This is a genomic window from Caballeronia sp. SEWSISQ10-4 2, assembly GCF_030464885.1.
In the GTDB taxonomy this organism is placed as follows: Bacteria; Pseudomonadota; Gammaproteobacteria; order Burkholderiales; family Burkholderiaceae; genus Caballeronia.
Genome location: NZ_JALPRJ010000067.1, coordinates 12,481 through 33,028, shown reverse-complemented (window position 1 = coordinate 33,028; position 20,548 = coordinate 12,481). Strand labels below are relative to the sequence as shown.

The following is a 20,548-nucleotide window of genomic DNA, read 5'->3' as shown; positions in this document are numbered from 1 at the left end:
GTCTTCAAACGCTGTGAGGATGAAAGATGTGCTGCTTGAACGTCACTTTTATGCGGTCTCGCCAGCCGTTACCGCATGCCGGACTGGAGCACAGAACATGAACTACGAGCGCCCGGACACATAGTGTCCGGGGCATATCGACTTCCTGGGGAAGCAACAGGACGTTACCGGGCCACGTACCCTTCGGGCGCGTTGACGTTCGCCTTCATCACGCCGGCATTTTGCGACACCACATACACCGGCGCCTCGGTCAGCGTGAGCGCAACCCGCCCGTTTGCATAAGACAGCGTGGAAGGATTGCCCATCATGTCGAGGACGGTGACCGTTCCAGACGTTCCCGCCGCATCCACCTGCAACGTGTACCGCACGCCATGTGTCGCGCTAAATCCCGATGCGCCCGGCCATACCGCATTGTCGTGCGTCCACAGCGCTGTGACGACCTTGCCGCCGTTCAGCCGCTGGAACGCATAGGCATAGACGCCGGCTGGCGTGCCCTTGAGGGGGCCAAGCGTGTTGGTGCCGTCGATGATGCGCGTCATTGCCGCCACGCCCATGGCGGCGGGCTTCGGGCTGATCTGCGTCTGGCCGAAGCCGCCTTCCTTGTTGACGAGATCGAAGAAAACGCCATAACCCACTTCAGGCGGATCAGTCGCATAAAAGATATAGCTCATGTCCGCACCCTCGCCGAGCAGGATCAGATGCGACCGTGAGACCAGCGCGCCTTGCGCATACAGCACGTTCGCCGATGGCGTCGAGGGTCCGTACTTCGTGCCTATGTCATAGCTGATCCCCGACTCCGTAATGAACAGTTTCGCGCCGGGCTTAAGCATCTGCGTCATGGTGTGGCGCAGCGCACGCATCATCGCGGGCAAGCTTTGTGCGGCCTTCTGCGGATCGCTGTTACCCGCCATGCGCTCCGGTGGATGCGACGGCGATGTCCCCACGTCGTAGTAGCCATGCGCGCTAACGCCATCGAGATACTTGGCAATGCCAAGCGGTGCGAGCCGGTTCAGCCACTCGGTGTTTTTCCCCAGCGACGACAACGTCACCCCCATCAGCACCGCATGAGGATCGGTGGCGTGGATCGCTTCGTAAGTAGCCTTGTACATAGCGACGAGATTGGCGTCCGTATCGCGCCACGGCAGGCCGCCTTCATAGTCGGGCTCCCAGCTCACCTGATAGTAGTTATTCGATTGCTGCGGAAAGACGCTTGAGCGCACGCGATTCGATTCCTCGCCAACGCGTTTCATATAGGCGCTGTAATCGCTGAGTGAGGAGGGCGCATAACTATGCGTGTCCTTGCCCGTGCGGTTCGCCCAACCGGGAATGCCATCGAGCTGGATCAGCCGCAGCAGATCGCCGGGCTTGAAGAAGGGTTCGAGGTGATCGCCGGCGGTTTCGAAGGTGTTCGGCGCTTTCGGCTCGGTGATGTACCAGTTGCGGTTGTCGTTGACCCAGGTCAGGCCGAGATCGGTATAGAGCGGGCGGTACCCATCGCCGGAACAGCACGTCTGACCAGGCCGCAGATACGCCGCGCCCTGACCGCCGAAGCGATGCAGATCGAGGTTCTTATACGTGACGGCCGGCAGCACCGTGGCGACGTCAGGCAGCACGCCGAACGTGGCGATGCCCGCCGGCCGCGTGCCGCGCGACGGCAGCACGGCAGGGGCTGCATTGGCGGGGTCGAGTTGAGCCGCGACCGAAAAATAGCCGGCGGCCTGCGACGTGCACTTGATAGTCGATGTATGCGCGCCGGGCGTCACGGCGAGACGGCCGCTCGCTTTCACGGTGTTCCAGGCGTCCTGTATCCGCCACGTGAGTGTGCCTGCCGACTGGGCACGTGTGGTCAGCGCGAGTTCGAACGGTTTATGAAGCGCGAACATGCGTGTGCCGTCGCTGCCGGGCGTGTCGGCTTCGACTGTATCGCCGGAAGCGGGGGCGTCGACCGGGGCGGCAGCGGGGCTGCATTGCATCGCGAGCGGGGTGGATGGCGGCGGCGCGTCGGCTATGAACCGTGCCGCGGCGCTCTCGGCCACGGCTTCGACCCAGCAGCGCTTCGACGCGCCCGGCGCGGGGTCGTCGAACACGCCGTTGTCGCAACCCGTGCCGCCGGTGAAGGTCTTGATGACATGTTTGTCCGGCGTGCCGTAGAGCACCTTTTTCGCGCCATCGAAGGAACAACGCTCGTATTCCGCCGCGCAAGGTGTCCACCAAGATCCGTCGATCTTGACGGAATCCTCAGACATTACCGGCCCGTCCTGAGCCTGAGCCGCCGCGGTTTCGCCCCGGCAAGCGCACACGGACGCGAAGACGGCGAAGACCAGCGCAATCCGGGCGCATCGGGCCAGCCCGCGCGTTGGACGTGATGTCGTGCGTCCGGCAAGTCTTTCTGTTGATGACTTTTCCATTACACCCCGGGGTCGAGAGCCGGGTGGTTCGAGTCCGCAGCAACGGCGTTTTCCACCGAGGAAAAAGGCACTCACCACCTTCGTGCTACCTGAATGAAACGTTTTCTGATGCGCTGCCTCGCGGTGCCCGGCCGCGCGGTAAACCTCCATAAGTTTCTATCTCGCGATGCAGCATCCGGCACTGTTTTAAGGTGCCGCGAGCAGGCGCGCGGCAACCGGCGCGTTGATTGATACCGCCTCCGATTGCGCTGAGGATAGGCGAGGCGTAACGAACGCGCCAGTCGTGGCGATGAACGTTGTCGGATGCTGACTGCATCGGGTCGTCGGCGCTTATATGGGTGGCGGGATAGCGCGACTTTCTGGCTGATCCGGCGTTGTCCGGTGGTAAGCCGCGGGAAGAACCCTAGCGTAACTAATCTGTATCAAAACGCGCGACAGGTGCGCCGCGACCGTTTGCCGTGCCGTACGTGACCGATCCAACATAGGTCCGCGGGCGAATGTTTGTAGACAACTGGTATGCGAGTGGTCGCATCGGCTCGTCATCAACCGCCAGTAGAGCGGATTTTTTTGCCTACCTTCGCGGCCGTTTGCGTCTGTCCGATCCTCATTCGAGGACCGTCCAAAGCCCCGTCAGATCGGGATTTATCGTCGGCGACCACCCCGAGAGATCATTTTCATCATATTTTTTAAACGCCTTTGTCAGATGAATTAATTTTGTTTCCATTATGAAACGTCATCTGTCTGGATATTAGAAAACATTGAAAGTATGTGCGCCACCGCACGTTGCCAGATCATGTTGTTAATCGTTCGTAAGCTTTAAAGGCGCCATTTAACGCTTGTATTTTAATTGGAAGTGGTTTTTCAAAGCCGCACGCGGGCTGTTAAATGGCGAAGTTCTCGTGAAGCGCATTTTTAATCACATTAACTCATGTTTCACACACGCAACGTTTACCGCTTTCCGGCGCTTCAACCGTGATGGCGCCGGACCTGAGAACGCGTCGGAAGCCTTGCCGCACGGGGCTTTATAAATGCCGGAGACGGTTGATTTGTATGACGTTCATGGCTTCCGACAGCCCTGTCCGATATGTGCGGTCGAATTGGACTGGCATTCGTCTTGCAATGTGCCTGTGGAAATCAAAATCCAGGACATGTGATTTTTTTACCAATTTAACGAACGGACGTATTCAAAATTACCGAATGATCGGCACCGCACGCATTGAAAGGATTTGAATGGCGACGTCGGAAGTTTTCCGCCAACATCTCGCTACTTTCAGTCACGACAACCTAATCAAATTCGAGGGTGTCTATGATGCACCGCAATGAGAACCCACTATCCAATCATGTTGGATTTAACAAGTTCGCAGGGGAACGCCATGCCGTACGCCAGTCTTGAACCCGCCGTTATGGGATGGCTACAGCCGGCCCCCCGCAGCACCCAGGCGGAAGTTCGCCGCATCGCGATCCTGCTGTTCGACGGCTTCTCGCTGCTGGGCGCCGGAATTGTCGCGGAAGTCTTCCATGTCGCGAACGAACTGGCGGTCCTGAAGGCACGCAACGACTGGACCTACGACGTGCGTTTCCTGTCCGTCGAAGGCGGCAACGTGGCGTGTTCGTCCTCGGTGCGCGTGTGGACTGACGGTCTCGATGCACGCCACTACGGCGGCTTCGACGCATTGTTCGTGGCGGGCGGCAAGGGTGCGGACGGTGCGGCCGGTGACGAACGTATCGTGGAATGGCTGCGCCGCGTGCACTCCAAGACCACCGTGGTCAAGTCGATTGCGGAAGGGCGCAAGGTGCTCGATGCTGCCGGCATCGGCCACGCGGCCGAGTCGCAGATCCGCATCGGCCATTCGATGATGCACGCCGTGCGCGAAGAGCAGGCGAGCGAAGCGGGCGACCGCTACGAGTCCATGAAGGGCGCTTTGCTGATGATCAAGCGCGACCTCGGTGTGGACGTGGCGCGCGGAGTCGCGGAACGTCTCATGCCCGGTTCGGCGTCGAAGCTCGTACCGTTGCTCGGCGACAGTGGCACCGCATCCGCCGGCGACAAGATCCGCACCGCGGCGCGCTGGCTCCAGGACAACTGCGAGAGGCCGATCTCGGTCGTGGATGCCGCGCAAGTGGCGGCCATGAGCGAACGCAACTTCCTGCGCCGTTTCAAGATCGAGATGGGGATCACGCCTTCGGACTATCTGCTGCAAGCGCGCTTGGCTGTCACCTGCACGTTGCTTACCGATTCTGAACTGCCGGTCGACAAGATCGCGCGCCGCAGCGGCATGGGTAACGGCGACCGTCTTGCCAAGATCTTCCGCAAGCGTCTTCTTATTTCACCAACCGAATACCGGATGCAAAGCCGCCGCGATGCCGGCGTCTGATTGAGGGTGAGTCCAGGCTTTTTTGACCGTAGTCACGGAGCGTTGAAACGTAGACGGTTCGATTGAACCAGGGTCGACGATCGGTGCAAATGGCGCGCGCAGCTCCGCTCGGGGAACGGGTTAAAGAATATAGGAATACTAAAATGGACGGCAAGATCAGGCAGGGCATCGAGGAAATCGCTGAGACGATGGTGGCTCCCGGAATGGCGACGGAGTGCCGGCGCCTGGTTCAGGTGATCCTCGCGGGCGGTTCGGGCACGCGTCTGTGGCCGGTGTCACGTGAACAGTTTCCGAAACAGCTGATTGGCGTGATTGGCACCGAGTCGCTGTTGCAGGCAACCGTGCTGCGCATGAAGAACTTTCCGGCAGCGTGGGACGTTGCTGCCGAGCCGGTGATCGTGTGCGGTGAAGAACATCGCTTTGCGACCGGCGAGCAGGCCCGCGAAAGCGGCGTGACGGCGCGCATCGTGGTCGAGCCCGCTCGCCGCGATACCGCCCCCGCCCTGACGCTTGCCGCACTGACTGCCTGCGCTGACGGCCAGGACGCCATCCTCGTGGCCATGCCGGCAGATCACGCTATTGCCGATCTTGCCGCGCTGCACGCATCGATTGAAATTGCCGCGCGTTTTGCGCAGGCCGGCGACATCGCCACGCTCGGCATTCCGCCTACGCGTCCCGACACCGGCTTCGGCTACATCCGCCTGGGCGACGAGCTGCGAGACGGCGCGCATCGCATCGATCGCTTCGTCGAAAAGCCTGCGGCAGAACTGGCGGCGCAATACGTTGCAGCGGGTAATTACTGGTGGAACAGCGGCATCTTCGTGGTGCGTGCATCGGTATGGCTTGCCGTACTCGAACAGCTCCAGCCGGAGATGCACGCGGCATGTGTCTTGTCGTACGAACAATTGAATAAAGCAGACGGATACTTGCGTCCATGCGCTGCAGAGTTCGCGAAGTCACCGTCCGATTCGATCGACTACGCGGTGATGGAGCATCTCGGCAAGCCCGGATCGCCGTTCAAGGGCGTGGTCGTACCGCTCGAAGCTGGCTGGTCCGATCTTGGTTCGTGGGACGCCGTGTGGGATGCGATGGATAAGGACGAGTCCGGCAACGTGGCAAGCGGGCGTGTGCTGTTCGAAGGGTCGACCGCGACTTATGCGCGCTCGGAAGGCGGCAGGCTCGTGGCGTGTGTGGGGACGACGAACCTGATCGTGGTGGAGACCGACGACGCGGTGCTGGTGGCCGATCGCTCGCGTGTGCAGGACATCAAGGGACTGGTGTCGCGCATCAAGCTGGAAAAGTCGCCGGAAGCCGACACGCATAGAAAGGTTCGCCGTCCTTGGGGTTTCTACGACTCCATCGATCACGGCGAGCGGTTCCAGGTGAAACGCATCGTGGTGAGTCCGGGTGCGCGCCTGTCGCTGCAAATGCATCACCACCGCGCGGAGCACTGGGTCGTCGTGAGCGGCACAGCGCTTGTCACACGCGGCGAAGAAGAGTTTCTGCTGAGCGAAAACGAATCGACCTACATCCCGCTCGGCGTGCGTCACCGCCTTGAGAATCCCGGTCGCGTGCCGCTCGAAATCATTGAAGTGCAGTCAGGGACCTACCTCGGCGAAGACGACATCGTCAGATTCGACGACAAGTATGGCCGGTGTAGTTAAACAACCGTCAAGCCAAATAAGTAAGCGGTTCGGGGAGAATAAAAATGCGCGGAATAACAGACCTGCTGGCGCGAGTGTTCGACGTCACCATGATCGTGGCGGGTGCGCTCGTGGCGTCGCAAATTCGTTTTGACGACATCTCGCAACGTAGCTTCTATCTGGCGTTCGTGGCTTTCGCAGCGGCGTTTTCGCTTGCTGTGTTTCCCTCGTTCGGTGTGTATCAGTCGTGGCGCGGCCGCTCGAAAAGCGCACTCGCGGGACAGGTCGCGCTGAGCTGGCTTGTCGTGCAGGCATGCGCGATGGTGCTGATGTTCTCCCTGCACCGTATCGACTTCGTGTCGCGTCTCTGGTTCGTGTACTGGACCGGCATGGCGGGCGCCGCGATGATCGCCGGGCGCCTGGTCACGCATAGCGTGTTGGGGCGGGTCCGCCATGCAGGCCTGAATCTGCAGCAAGTCGCAGTAGCCGGTTGCGGCGAACACTGCGACGAGATCGTTCGCAAGATCGACACGGCGCCGGCCGCGGGCTTTCGTGCGACGGCCGCGTACAACGTGCAGGCCGGCACCAAGATGAATACGCGGGTGCCGGTGTTCGAAGATCACGAAGCCTTCGCTAATTATGTGCGCACGCAGAACGTCGGTGAAGTCTGGCTCGCGCTGCCGCTGACCGAAGAACGCACGATCCTCAAGCTTGTCGACGAGTTTCGCAACGACCTGATCAACATCCGTTTCATGCCCGACGTGCGTACGCTCGCGCTCTTCGAAGGCAGCGTGACGAACCTGCTCGGCGTGCCGACCATCAACCTGGCGGCGTCGCCGTTGCCGCCCAACGCGATGATGCAAAAGGAGATCTTCGATCGCTTCTTCGCGCTGGGTGCATTGCTCGCGGTCTCGCCGATCCTGCTTGCCTGCGCGATCGCGGTGAAGCTGAGCTCGCGTGGTCCGGTGTTCTTCAAGCAACGCCGCAAAGGTGCGGATGGCCGCGTCTTCACGATCTACAAATTCCGCACCATGCGTCTGCATGCGCAAAAAGCAGGCGTGCTCGAACAGGCGAAGCGGGGCGACCCGCGCATCACGCGCGTAGGGGGTTTCTTGCGCCGCACGAGCCTCGACGAATTGCCGCAATTCTTCAACGTGCTGCGTGGCGATATGTCGGTGGTTGGACCGCGCCCGCATGCCCTCGAGCACGACGATCTTTATCAGAAGGTTGTATCGGGCTACATCCACCGCTACCGGATCAAACCCGGCATTACCGGATGGGCTCAGGTGAACGGCTTTCGCGGCGAAACCGATCGCATCGAAAAAATGGAGGGACGCGTCGCACACGATTTGTATTACCTCGGAAACTGGTCGTTCGGACTTGATATGAAAATCATTTTCCAGACGATCTTCAAGGGTTTGCGCCATACCAACGCTTATTGAAGCAGGGGACGACAACATGAACAGCCAACAACTATCCGGTGCCGCGGTGCCGAACAAGAACAGCCATGCCGTGCCTGGAACGCGTGTGGCTCTTTCCCTGGCGATTGCCGCCATGCTTTCCGCCTGTGCGCTTGCGCCGGGCCAGCACATGATCACACCGGCTGCGTTGCCGGTTACGTCGGCCGACAACGGCGACGTGACGAGCGACATGCAGATCCCGATCAAGCAGATCGACCTCACGCTGATCCGCCAGATCCGCGCGGACCAGAAGAACAACGCGACGGCCCAGAACCAGCTCAACCTGTTTGCGAAGCCGACGGGCTACAAGCTCGGGTCAGGCGACGTGCTTCAGATCGTGGTGTGGGATCACCCGGAACTCGCGGCAGCGCTCGGCCAGCCCGCTCAGAGCACCAAGACCAGCGACGCGGCGCCGGGCTTTGTCGTCGACGGCGACGGCAACATCCAGTTTCCGTACGTGACCCATCCGATCCACGCGACCGGCAAGACCGCGGAGCAGATCCAGCGCGAGATCTATACGGATCTGAGCAAGGTGTTCGTCAAACCGCAAGTGACGGTTCGCGTGGCGTCGTTCCGTGCGTCTCAGGTGTATGTGGACGGCGACGTGCGTGCTCCGGGTGCGCAGACGATCAACGACATTCCGATGACGCTGACCGAAGCCGTCAGCCGCGCGGGCGGCTTTGCGCCGACCGCGGACCAAAGCCGCGTGACGATCACGCGCAACGGCACGGCTTATCCCGTGAACGTCGCGCAGATGATGAAGCAGGGCAAGAACCCCGCCGAGATCATGCTGCAGCCGGGCGACATGCTGCATGTGGATGGACGCGACGACAACACCGTCTACGTGATGGGCGAAGTGACCAAACCCACCGCCGTGTCGCCGTTGCGCGACGGCACGCTCACGCTGGGCGAAGCCATCGTGCAGGCGGGTCAGATAAACCAGGAAACCTCCAATGCGTCGCAGCTTTTCGTGGTCCGCCAGGCAACCGGCGACTCGCCGGTGATCTATCGCCTCGATGCACGCTCGCCGGTTTCCATGCTGCTGGCGAACCAGTTTCCGCTGGAATCGAAGGACGTTGTCTATGTCGACAACAGCGGTCTTGTCCGTGCCAACCGCGTGCTGAACCTGTTGTTGCCGGCTATTAACGCGGGCCTGACCGCCGCGATCGTAACCAAGTAGTCCTGGAGCTGTGTCCGGTGCCGAACGTCATGAAGATCACGAATGTGACGAAGTTGACTTCAGGTGCCGGCCCGTTTCGATTGATCGTTTGAGTGAGCGACAAAAAATGGCCATCAATTTTGAAAACCGCTATGCGGATGTGGTGTCGACAGGGGACGAGCTACGCTTGTCCGACTACCTGGCGGCCATCTTGGGGAACTGGCGGATCATCGCTATGGTGACTCTGGCGGTGGTCGCGCTCGGCACGGCCTACGCTTTCATTGCGCCACCGGTTTATCGAGCCGATGCGATGATCCAGGTGACCGAAAGCAATCCGGCGAACAACGGCAATAACAACAACGCGAACGCCGTGCAGACCGTTTCGCAGATGTTCGACGCGAAGTCGACGACCGCTGCTGAAATCGAGTTGCTGCGTTCGCGGCTCGTGGTCGAGGACACGGTCAACAAGCTGCATCTGGATATCGCGGCCCGCCCGCGCTACTTCCCGATCGTGGGCGGCATGATCAGCGACATCCTGGGCACGCGCAACGGCCAGGCGCCGGTGAGCTGGCTGTCGGGTTTCGCCTGGGGCAACGAAAGCATCTCCGTGCCGAAGTTCGACACGCCGAAGGAAGCCTACGAGAAGAACTACATCCTGACCGCGGGCGAAAACGGCAGCTATGTCCTGAGCGATCCGGACGGCATTGCGATCATGAACGGCAAGGTCGGCCAGGAAGCAAGCGGGACGAGCACGCTCGGTCCGGTCACGCTGCTGGTCGAAAACATGGTCGGTGAGCCGGGTGCCAAGTACGAGCTGACGCGTTTTTCTACGCTCGGTACCGTGGACGGGTTGCAGAAGCGCCTGACTGTGGCTGAAACCACGCTGCAGTCCGGGATCATCGCGTTGAGCCTGGAAGGTCACGACAGCAAGCTGGTGTCGCAGATCGTGAACAATATTGCGCGCCGCTTCATTCAACAGGATCTCGATACGCGTTCGGCGGAAGCCGGCAAGACGCTCGCGTTCCTCGAGCAGCAGTTGCCAGAAGTCCGCGCGCAACTCGACCAGGCCGAGCAGAAGTACAACAGCTTCCGTAACAAGCAAGGCACGGTCGACCTGAGCGAAGAAAGCCGCCTGTTGCTGCAGCAAGTCGTCGACAACAAGTCGAAGCTGATGGACCTGCAACAGCAACGCGCCGAACTCTCGCAGCGTTTCACCGCGAACCATCCGTCGGTGGCCGCACTCGATGCGCAGATCGGTGCATTGCAGGCCGCGCAAGGTTCGCTGACCAAGAACGTGTCGGTGCTGCCGGATACCGAGCAGACCGCGCTGCGCCTGCTGCGTGACGTGCGGGTGGACACGGAGCTCTATACGAACCTGCTGAACAGCGCGCAGCAGTTGCGCGTGGCGAAGGCGGGCCAGGTAGGCAACGTGCGGGTGGTCGACTTCGCTGAGGCGGCTGACGACCCCGTGCGTCCGAAGCGCCTGCTCGTGATCCTGATCAGCCTGGGAACGGGTCTGGTGCTGGGCATTATCGTGGCGTTCATTCGCAAGGCGCTGTATGGCGGCGTGGAGCGTCCGGAAGAAATCGAAAGCCGTCTGGGTGTGCGGGTGTTCGCCATCGTGCCGCGCAGCAGCCAGCAACTGCGGCTGCAGCAGAAGGTCGGTTCGCGCAGCCAGGGTCTTCACGTCCTTGCCGCGACCTCGCCGGAAGACGCGGCAGTGGAAGGGATTCGCGGCCTGCGCACTTCGCTGCAACTGCAGATGGCCGATGCACGCAACAACGTGGTCATGCTGACGGGCTCGCGTCCGGATGCAGGCAAGTCGTTCCTCTCGGTCAACCTCGCGACCCTGGTGGCATCGACGAGAAAACGCGTTCTGCTGATCGACGGCGACATGCGCCGCGGCGACGTCCACTCGCACTTCGGCGTGCGTCATATGCCGGGCTTGTCCGACGTGCTGATGGGCTCGGATATCGAATCGGCGGTGCTGCATGACGTGCTGCCGGGCGTCGACCTGCTGACCAAGGGATCGCTGCCGTCGCATCCGTCGGAACTGCTGATGAGCGACCGCATGCATGAAGTGCTGGAAGTGCTCAAGCACAAGTACGACCTTGTCATCATCGATACCCCGCCGGTACTCGCGGTCACCGACGCAACCGTAATCGGCAAGCATGCCGGCACGAGCCTGCTGGTGGTGCGCCACGGCCGCAACCAGGTCGAAGAGATCGGCGAAACGATGAAGCGGCTGCACCACGGCGGCGTGAACATGAAGGGCGTGCTGCTGACCGATGTACCGCAGTCGAGACTGATGTCGGGCAGTTCATACACGAATTACTACGGCTACGAGAGCATCCCTGAGTGATGCCTGGGCACGAAGACCTTGCGGCGCGCGGGGCACGCGCCGCATCCAATCCGAAAGACGAGAGAGGCACACGATGAAACGCAAGGTCGCTTTGATCACCGGCATTACCGGGCAGGACGGCTCCTACCTGGCCGAGCTGCTGCTTGCAAAAGGCTATGAAGTGCACGGCATCAAACGCCGTAGCTCGCTTTTCAACACGGACCGTATTGACCACCTGTACAGCGATCCGCACGAGTCGGACCGCAAGTTCGTTCTGCATCACGGCGACCTGACGGACACCTCGAGCATCATGCGCATCGTGCAGCGCACCGAGCCCGACGAGATCTATAACCTCGGCGCGCAGAGTCACGTGCAGGTGTCGTTCGAGGAGCCCGAGTACACGGCCAATGCCGACGGCCTCGGTGCGCTGCGCATTCTCGAAGCGATCCGCATTCTGGGCATGGCGAAGAAAGCGCGTTTCTATCAGGCGTCGACGTCTGAACTCTACGGCCTGGTGCAAGAGTCGCCGCAGAAGGAAACCACGCCGTTCTATCCGCGCAGTCCGTATGCGGCGGCCAAGCTCTACGCGTACTGGATGACGGTGAATTATCGCGAAGCGTATGGCATGTACGCCTGCAACGGCATCCTGTTCAACCATGAGTCGCCGGTGCGCGGCGAGACCTTCGTCACGCGCAAGATCACGCGCGCGCTTGCGCGTATCGCGGTGGGTATGCAGGACGAAATATATCTCGGCAACCTGTCTGCCATGCGCGACTGGGGCCATGCGCGCGACTACGTTGAAATGCAATGGCTGATGTTGCAGCAGGAAGAGCCGGAAGACTTCGTGATCGCCACAGGTGAGCAGCACAGCGTGCGGGAGTTCGTGATCCAGGCCGCGGCCGAGCTCGGCGTTCATATGCGCTTCGAAGGTGAAGGCGTGAACGAAGTGGGCGTCGTGGACCGGGTCGAGGGGCGCGAAACGAAGATGGCAAAGGGCGATGTGATCGTCCGCGTCGACCCGCGCTACTTCCGTCCGACCGAAGTGGAAACGCTGCTCGGCGACCCGTCGAAGGCGCATGCAAAACTGGGCTGGCGCCCGACGACGACGTTCTCCTCCCTGGTGAAGGAGATGGTTCGTTCTGATTTCCAGATAGCACGGCGTGACGCGCTCGTCACGATGGCCGGATTTAAAGCGCTTGAACACCACGAGTAAAAATCATGGACAAAAACGCACGCATTTTCGTAGCGGGTCACCGCGGTATGGTCGGTTCGGCGCTGGTCCGGCGCCTGGCCGGCGAGGGGTATCGCAACATCATCACGCGCACCAAGTCGCAACTGGACCTGACCGACCAGGTCGGGGTGAACATGTTCTTCGAGAAGGAGAGCATCGACGTGGTGTTGCTCGCCGCGGCAAAGGTCGGCGGCATTCTCGCGAACTCGACGCTGCCGGCGTCGTTCATCTACGAGAACCTCACGATCGAAACCAACGTGATTCATGCGGCGTGCCGCTGGAACGTGTCAAAGCTGGTGTTCTTCGGTTCTTCGTGCATCTATCCAAAGGCTTGCCCGCAGCCGATCAAGGAAGAGTATTTGCTGACCTCGGCGCTCGAGCCGACCAACGAAGCCTACGCGATCGCGAAGATCGCGGGCCTCAAGCTATGCGAAGCTTATAACCGTCAATACGGTACCAAGTTCATTTCGCTGATGCCGACCAACCTCTTCGGTCCGAACGACAACTACGACCTGAAGAGCAGCCACGTGCTGCCGGCGCTGATCCGCAAGGCGCATGAGGCGAAGCTGAATGGCGACAGCACGCTGACGGTATGGGGTTCGGGTACGCCGCGGCGCGAGTTCCTGCATGTGGACGATCTGGCCGGCGCCGCCGTGTTCCTGATGGAAAGCGGCCATAACGACGGCGTGTTCAACGTCGGCGTGGGTGAGGATCTGTCGATCCGCGAACTCGCCGAGACGGTCTGCCGCGTGGTCGGCTTCCAGGGCCAGCTCGTGTTCGACGCGAGCAAGCCGGACGGCACCATGAGGAAGCTGCTGGATGTATCGAAGCTGGGTGGGATGGGCTGGGTTGCATCGACGGGGCTTGAGCAGGGCATCCGCGCAACGTACCAGGATTTCCTGCAGCGCTACGAGGCGCTGAGCCAGCAACCGGCACACGCGTGAGTTCGAAGCCGATGATCGCTTCGCACACAAGAGCTACCACTCACGGACAACTACAAAATGAACGCAACGGTCACCATTTTTCATAACGTCGTCTGGTCGCGGCACAAAGGCGCAGTGCTGTCCGCGCTGCACAATATCTCGGGTTCCGGCTCGATCAAGTATTCGGTGGTCCAGATCGCCGATACCGAGCACGATCGCATCGGCTTCTCGGACGTGGACTATTCGTTTCACAGCTATCCGATGCGAAAGCTCTATAACGGCTGCTACGAAGACGTGCCGACCTGGCGCATGACGGCGCGCCTCACGTGGGAGGTGCTGACGGCGAAAACGGATCTGGTGGTATTGCCCGGTTATCACCGCCCCGAGTACTGGGCGATGATGGCCGCGTGCATCCTGACGGGCAAGCGTCGCGCGGTGTTCTGCGATTCCACCGGACGCGACCGCCCGCGCAAGATGTTGACTTCAATTCCGAAGCGCGTGTTTTTTGCCCTCTGCGATGGTTATTTCGGCTTCGGTGAACGCAGCCGCGAGTACCTGATGTCGCTTGGCGCGAAGCAGGAAAAGATCTTCATCCCGTGCCAGGCGGCTGCGCTGCCGCGCTCGTTTTCGCCGGAACGTGCGTTGCCCGACCGGCTGCATTACCGCGCCGCCAACAAGCCCGTTTTCGTGTATGTAGGACGCTTGTCGCCGGAGAAGGGCATTGGCACGCTGATCGATGCGTTCCGCGGTTTGAAGGAGCGGATTCCGGACGCAGCGTTGCGGATTGTCGGCACCGGTCCGATGGGCGACGAACTCAAGGCCAAGGTGGTTGAAATGGGTCTCGCCGATTCCATCACGTTCCTGGGCAGCCTGCAGGACGAACCGTTGTCGCGCGAATACTTCAGTGCCACCTGCATGGTGTTGCCGAGCATGAGCGAACCCTGGGGTCTGGTAGTCAACGAAGCGCTTAGCCACGGCTGTCCGTCGGTGGTGAGCGAGAGCTGTGGCTGTGTACCGGAACTGGTGATCGATGGCGTGTCGGGTTATGCGTTTCCCGCTGGTGACGTGCCCGCCCTGCAGCGCACGATGCTCAAGTCGATCGAGGCTTTCGCGGACACAGCCGGGGCGGCGAAGCAATGCATGGACGTGATCCAGCGTTTCGATCCGCCTTCCGCTGCAGCAAACATTGCGCGGGGCTGCGCGATGATGCTCAGCGACTGACCGTGGATCTTTGGCACGGCCGGTTTATTACAGAACCAGGGGCGGCACCCATGGTCACCGAGGCGCGATTGCGCGGATGTGGTCCCGTGAGTGATGTTTCGCAAAAATCCTTTTCGACGGGGCGTGCTTGTCCGGCGGAAGTGGAGGCACGATGAGAATCCTTATCTACGGGCTCAACTACGCGCCCGAGTTGACGGGAACGGGCAAATACACCGCCGAGATGGCGGAGGCTTTGCAGCGGCAGGGGCATGACGTTCACGTCGTGTGCGCGCCTCCGTATTATCCGGAATGGAAGATCGCCAAGGGCTATTCGGGCTGGCGCAGTTCGCGGGAAACGCGCAACCATGTGCGCGTCTGGCGCTCGCCGTTGTGGGTGCCGGCGCGACCCAGCGGCCTCAAGCGCATGATCCATCTGGCGACGTTTGCCGTGGCCTCGCTGCCGGCGCTTGTTGCGCAGGCGTGGTGGCGTCCCGACATCGTGATGTCGATTGCTCCGACCATGCTCAACGCGCCGGCCGCGCTGGTGCTTGCGCGTCTGATGGGCGCGAATTCGTGGCTTCATATTCAGGATTTCGAAGTAGATGCCGCGTTCGATCTTGGCTTGCTCAAGAGTCCGCGCGCGGGACGCTTCGCGCGAGTGGTCGAGAGCGCGCTGCTGCGCCGGTTCAACGTTGTCTCCACGATCTCGGACAAGATGATCGAGCGCGCCATTTCAAAAGGCGTCGCGCCTTCGAGCGTGTTCCGCCTGCCGAACTGGGTGGACATCAGCGCGATCTATCCGCTCGATCGCACCAACAAGTTTCGCGATGAGCTGAAGATCGCAGAGAACGCGAAGGTCGTGCTTTACTCCGGCAACATGGGTGCGAAGCAGGGCATCGAAGTGCTGGCGGGTGCAGCGCATGCTTTGGCTGAGCGCCCGGACATCGTGTTCGTTTTCTGCGGTAACGGTGCGACCAAGGCTGACTTGCAGAAGTGCTGCGAGCATTTGCCCAACTGCCGTTTTATTCCGCTGCAAGCAGCAGAGCATCTGAACGAACTGCTCAACCTCGCCGACATCCATGTGCTCCCGCAACGGGGCGACGCCTCCGACCTGGTCATGCCCTCAAAACTCACGGGCATGTTCGCGAGCGGCCGCGTGGTGATCGCGATGGCGCGTCCGGGAACGGAGCTTCATAACGTCGTGGCGCCGCGCGGCGTGGTCGTGCCGCCGGAAAATGTGAAGGCATTGTCCGACGCCATCGAGGCGCTCGTGGCCGATCCTGAGCAGCGCGCGATTTTGGGCGCCGACGGCCGCGCGTTTGCGGAGCTGAATTTGTCGCCGGCGTGGGTGCTTGGACGGCTGGACGAGAAGCTGCGGGTCCTCAGGGGCGAGCGCGTGACCAGACGTTTGGGCGAGCGCAAGGAAGTGAAGGCCGCGAGCGCGGCAGGCGTACCGTCCACGGGAGGGTCTGCTGTGAAACTGGTGGAGATCGAGAAGATCGATTGACCAGCGGATTGACCTGCAGCAACCGGATGCGGGTTATGGTCCGGCACAATCTGCTTGATGAAGTCAGCCCGATGAAGTCAGCCCGGCAAATTCAGCCGGGCAGCTTGTTTTTCGGGCCCTTACGAGGCAAAAAACTCAACGAAGCCACACTCAATACGGAGATCGATAGATCTCCGTAGTTTTTTTACCGGTCGGCTTGAGGCCGGTTGGGCTGTACACGGATTGGCCAGCGGTGTCGGGCGTCGCCACGAGCTTGCCGGTCGGGTCCTTCACGCGTACGCGCGCACCGGGTTTCATCGCTACCGCGCCGGGCGCGACGAACGACGCGTTGGTCTGGGCCGGGTCTGCGTTGTTGGTCATCATCTTCTCGGCCGAGGTGGTGGCCGCCGCAGCCTTCGCACCCTTCTTCCCGCCCTTGCCGGCGGGGTCTTGGCCATAGGGATCGGCATAACCTGCCCCATAGGTATCTGGGCCGCCCAGCAGCTTCTCTTCGGCCGCGAAGTCGCGCGTGCCTGTATCGCCGGCGGCTGCATGGGCGCAGGGCCACGCGGACCATGCGGCGCTCGCAATCAGCAAGGCTAATACGCGATGAAGCGAGGGTTGGCGATTGAATGATTTCATGATGCGCTCCGAAGAACCGGCGAGTATGAAGATTGATTGTTATCCCAAAGCCGGCGTGGTGTCGAGTGGCTATCACTCCTTGTTTCAAGGTAGCAAATCCTCACGCGCACGCTCATGCAGATACCGCCAAAAGTCTTTCCCTTGCGGCCATTAGTGGGCTGGCGCACGAGGACGACAGGACCTATCGCAGATAATCGTTTCATGCGGCGTTGTTATTTCGATTCGCCGTTACGGGCTCGGGGGCCGGTGATCATGCTCAGAACAATCGACGAATATTGCGTGCAGGACCAGGTGGCGACAGACCAGGCCACCACTAGTCGGCGCGCGCATCATTCAGCCCCGCGCGCGGACGAAGGCGCAGCGCGCTTTTACAGCACCAAAAACACAAACAGCACGAACAACACAAAAAGCAGCGACAGCAGCAACACTGGCAAGGTCATCGACCTCAGTCTCGCCGGCAAGGGCAACTACGTGGCCAAACGCGGTGCATTGACGGAGATCGTGTGGTTCTTTATTGAAGCGGCCATCATCAACAACAAGTTCATACCGGTGTCGGCTGTGCGCGTCTGGCTGTTGCGCCGCTTTGGCGCGCGCATTGGCTCAGGTTGCCGGATGCCGCATCCCATTCGCGTGAAGGCGCCGTGGAACCTGGAAGTGGGCGACAACTGCTGGTTCGGCGTGAACGCATGGATCTACAACCAGGCGTTGATCCGGATCGGCTCGAACGTATGCATCTCGCAAGACGCTTTTCTCACCACCGGTTCACACGATCTCGCGACCAACATGGATTTGCGCGTTGCGCCAATCGTGATCGAGGACGGTGTGTGGATTACATCGAAATGCGTCGTACAAATGGGCGTGACCATCGGCCGCTCGACAGTGGTAACACCGCTGTCGGTGGTGCATCGGTCACTGGATGCAGAGGGTGTATATGGCGGTAATCCGGTGAGATTTATCAGAAAGCGGTTTGCCGCATAGCACCAGGATAGGGCGCCGTTAAAAGAAATGGCTTGCACGGGTGCCAAGCGCGTCGACCAGCGCGCTTTTGGCTGTCTGGGCCTTTATCTTGGCGGGTGACGAAGCACAGGTCCGACGATTATTACACGCAGGTAAGGCTGGCATGGCTTCCTGGCTGCAAGTAATTTCGACCGAACTCGCGCGGCGCTTCGTGGATGAAATAGGGACTGAAATCTGTCGGGTGCCGGCGGTACGTTAGCCGCACGAAGCGGCACCGGCAGCAAAACGTTTCGATAACGGGTGACGACAGCGGAGAGCCGAACACAACAAGTGGGCGAACCGCTGCACACGAGAGGGAGCACGGGGAATGTTCATTGACAGCCGGAATGTTGAGCAGCGCGCGGTAGTGGAGACCACGGTCTGCATCATCGGTGCAGGGGTTGCGGGGATCACGCTGGCGCTCGAAATGGATAAGCACGGGATCGATACCGTTCTGCTGGAGAGCGGCGGCTACAAGCCGGACGATGCCACGCGCGATCTGTATCGCGGCGAGAACGTTGGGATTCCTTACACCTACGCAGACGGCAGCCGCAGCCGCTTTCTGGGTGGCAGCAGTAACTGCTGGGGCGGCTGGTGCCGTCCGCTCGATTCGTGGGACTTCGAAAAGCGTGACTGGGTGAAGGATAGCGGCTGGCCTTTCGGGCTCGACGAGTTGCGTCCGTACTATGCCCGCACGCACGCCTTGCTCAAGCTCGGCGAAAACAATTTCGACCCGGCCTACTGGGAAGCCGCCATCGGCCGCGACGACGTCAGGCGTCATCCGCTGCCGAGCGGCACCATACGCGACACGGTCTCGCAATTCAGCCCGCCGGTGCGTTTCGGCAAGGTGTATAAGGCCGTGCTCGAACTGTCGTCGCATGTGCGCGTGTTCCTCAACGCCAACGCGATGAACATCGACACCGATACCGATGCGCGCCACGTCTCGCGTATCGAAGCCGGGACGCTGAGCGGCCGGCGCTTCACTGTGGCCGCGAAGATCTTCGTGCTGGCGACGGGTGGGATCGAAAACGCGCGGCTGCTGCTTGCGTCGAACAAGGTGCAGGCGCAGGGACTTGGCAACGGCAACGACCTGGTGGGCCGTTATTTCATGGACCACCCGCGCACCATGCAGGGCAGCATCAAGTTCAAGAAACCGTGGACGCGTAACAAGCTTTACGACATCAAGTATCACTATCAGAACGCATCGGTGTCCGCGCACGGGCAGTTCATCTCGTCGCAGTTCGCACTGACGCAGAAGGTGCTCGAGCGTGAACGTTTGCTCAATGCACGCGTGTGGTTCTACTCGGTGTTTCGCGGTGAGAACACGGAAGGCGCCGAAGCGCTGGTCCGATGCAAGCAAGCGGTGCTGCAGAAGGATCAGCCGGACTGGAACTTCTCGCAGGATCTGCTGACCATGGCCATGCATCCCGTCGATACGGCTTGCTTCGGCTTGGCGCGTCTGTTGCAGCCGCGCCCGCTCATCACCGACGTCAAGTTCCAGACCATCGTGGAAGCGGAGCCGAATCGCGACAGCCGCGTGACGCTGTCGTTGCAGAAGGATGCGCTCGGCATGAACCGCGTCAAGGTGGACTGGCAGTTGACCGAACTGGCGAAGCGCACCTTCGACCGTACCGTGACCCTGCTGGCGGAAGAAATGCAGCGGACCGGCGTGGCGGATGTGCAACTGGACGAGCCGCTCGAAGGCAAGCCGTGGCCGGCGCAACTGGAAGGCACGTGGCATCACATGGGCACGACCCGCATGCACGACTCGCCGAAGCAAGGCGTGGTCGACCGCAACTGCCAGGTGCACGGCATGGGTAATCTGTATGTGGCGGGCAGCTCCGTATTTCCGACGGTCGGCGCGAATTTTCCGACCATCACGATCGCGGCAATGACGCTGCGGCTGTCCGAGCATGTGCTGAAGGCATTGCGGGGCGAGATTGCGCCGCTTGCATCGGTAACGTCTATAGGTGCAGGCGCCGAGCGCCGGGCGTCGTCCGAAGACACCATGCCGTTTGCTGCATCCGCGTTGCGTCCGCCTTCGGATCTGGCCTTCATGGCGAAGAAGTAGGGCGGCTTGTTTTATCGGGCAGATTCGTTGCGTGATATTCGTAGCCGATAAAAAGACCAGCCGGTGGATGATTCCATCGGCGGGTTTCTTTTTTGGCTTTGGGCGGGAGGAGGTGGTGCTGGGTTGCTGGCGGCTTTTTTCGGGGCTTAGCGGTCCGGGTCAATGCCACTCGCACGATGAACAACTGGTCAGTGTCCTTAGCGTGCAGGATAAAAGTTTTTGGCACCCGATAGCACGGTGCTCGCCAGACATCACGGATGTTTGAACCCAGACCTCTCCGAAGACAGATACCCACGCGCTTCGCCACCAGTGACTGAACCTGCCCAAGGAACACCCCGCGCTATCCGCGAATAAGGGCTTCGAAAATAGCCACTCAGATCACGTAGCCAACCCACCACGAAATGAGGCAACCAGCACACGTGAGGCCGTCATGGTCTGTGGGTCATCGTGCTCGCCCGAGAGCGTTGGGGGCGAAGCGTGTTCGTGTCAGGGTTCGCGAGAAGGAGGGTTTCAAACATCGGTGAGTGTGGCGAGCACCGTGCTATCAGGTGCCAGAAACTTCTAACCTGCACGCCAGGGGCACTAACTCGCCCTTGGTTGGAAAGCGCTTTCT

General features: G+C 60.9%; 13 protein-coding genes. 11 read left to right on the top strand and 2 right to left on the bottom strand.

Going from position 1 to position 20,548, the window contains the following annotated elements:
• Window positions 1–164: 164 nt before the first annotated feature.
• Window positions 165–2,246, bottom strand: a complete 2,082-nt coding sequence (locus M0D69_RS33000) for a hypothetical protein (RefSeq protein ID WP_301786034.1) — start codon at window positions 2,244–2,246, stop codon at window positions 165–167.
• 1,535 nt (window positions 2,247–3,781) lie between these two features.
• Here M0D69_RS33000 and M0D69_RS32995 point away from each other — a divergent pair.
• From M0D69_RS32995 to M0D69_RS32955, 9 genes are all read left to right on the top strand, one after another.
• Window positions 3,782–4,783, top strand: a complete 1,002-nt coding sequence (locus M0D69_RS32995; protein WP_047844966.1) for a GlxA family transcriptional regulator — start codon at window positions 3,782–3,784, stop codon at window positions 4,781–4,783.
• A 188-nt stretch (window positions 4,784–4,971) separates the two neighbouring features.
• Entirely contained in the window at window positions 4,972–6,447 is a 1,476-nt protein-coding gene (locus M0D69_RS32990; RefSeq protein WP_301786044.1) for a mannose-1-phosphate guanylyltransferase/mannose-6-phosphate isomerase, read from the top strand.
• 44 nt (window positions 6,448–6,491) lie between these two features.
• Window positions 6,492–7,868, top strand: a complete 1,377-nt coding sequence (locus M0D69_RS32985) for an undecaprenyl-phosphate glucose phosphotransferase (RefSeq protein WP_301786033.1) — start codon at window positions 6,492–6,494, stop codon at window positions 7,866–7,868.
• 16 nt (window positions 7,869–7,884) lie between these two features.
• Window positions 7,885–9,066: a polysaccharide biosynthesis/export family protein gene (locus tag M0D69_RS32980; RefSeq protein ID WP_301786032.1), complete on the top strand. Its 1,182-nt coding sequence runs from the start codon at window positions 7,885–7,887 to the stop codon at window positions 9,064–9,066.
• Between the two features lie 106 nt (window positions 9,067–9,172).
• Window positions 9,173–11,407: a polysaccharide biosynthesis tyrosine autokinase gene (locus tag M0D69_RS32975; RefSeq protein WP_301786031.1), complete on the top strand. Its 2,235-nt coding sequence runs from the start codon at window positions 9,173–9,175 to the stop codon at window positions 11,405–11,407.
• 73 nt (window positions 11,408–11,480) lie between these two features.
• A complete protein-coding gene (gene gmd / locus M0D69_RS32970) occupies window positions 11,481–12,599 on the top strand; it encodes a GDP-mannose 4,6-dehydratase (protein WP_301786030.1) in 1,119 nt (372 codons plus the stop codon).
• A gap of 5 nt (window positions 12,600–12,604) precedes the next feature.
• The gene (locus M0D69_RS32965; RefSeq protein ID WP_301786029.1) at window positions 12,605–13,561 is read left to right on the top strand and encodes a GDP-L-fucose synthase; all 957 of its coding nucleotides are present in this window, start codon (window positions 12,605–12,607) and stop codon (window positions 13,559–13,561) included.
• A gap of 57 nt (window positions 13,562–13,618) precedes the next feature.
• Window positions 13,619–14,761 carry a glycosyltransferase family 4 protein gene (locus M0D69_RS32960; RefSeq protein ID WP_301786028.1) on the top strand — a complete coding sequence of 381 codons (1,143 nt, stop codon included), beginning with the start codon at window positions 13,619–13,621 and terminating at the stop codon, window positions 14,759–14,761.
• Between the two features lie 151 nt (window positions 14,762–14,912).
• Window positions 14,913–16,247 carry a glycosyltransferase WbuB gene (locus tag M0D69_RS32955; RefSeq protein ID WP_301786027.1) on the top strand — a complete coding sequence of 445 codons (1,335 nt, stop codon included), beginning with the start codon at window positions 14,913–14,915 and terminating at the stop codon, window positions 16,245–16,247.
• 150 nt (window positions 16,248–16,397) lie between these two features.
• Here the strand turns inward: M0D69_RS32955 and M0D69_RS32950 are convergent, their stop codons facing one another.
• Window positions 16,398–16,868 carry a hypothetical protein gene (locus tag M0D69_RS32950; RefSeq protein ID WP_301786026.1) on the bottom strand — a complete coding sequence of 157 codons (471 nt, stop codon included), beginning with the start codon at window positions 16,866–16,868 and terminating at the stop codon, window positions 16,398–16,400.
• Window positions 16,869–17,120: 252 nt separating this feature from the next.
• Between M0D69_RS32950 and M0D69_RS32945 the strand changes: the two genes are divergently transcribed.
• Together M0D69_RS32945 and M0D69_RS32940 are read left to right on the top strand one after the other, a co-directional pair.
• Complete coding sequence (locus tag M0D69_RS32945; RefSeq protein ID WP_301786025.1) at window positions 17,121–17,846, top strand: putative colanic acid biosynthesis acetyltransferase; 726 nt, start codon at window positions 17,121–17,123, stop codon at window positions 17,844–17,846.
• Between the two features lie 346 nt (window positions 17,847–18,192).
• Window positions 18,193–19,935, top strand: coding sequence for a GMC oxidoreductase (locus M0D69_RS32940; protein WP_301786024.1), 1,743 nt, complete (start codon window positions 18,193–18,195; stop codon window positions 19,933–19,935).
• The last annotated feature ends 613 nt before the right edge of the window (window positions 19,936–20,548 follow it).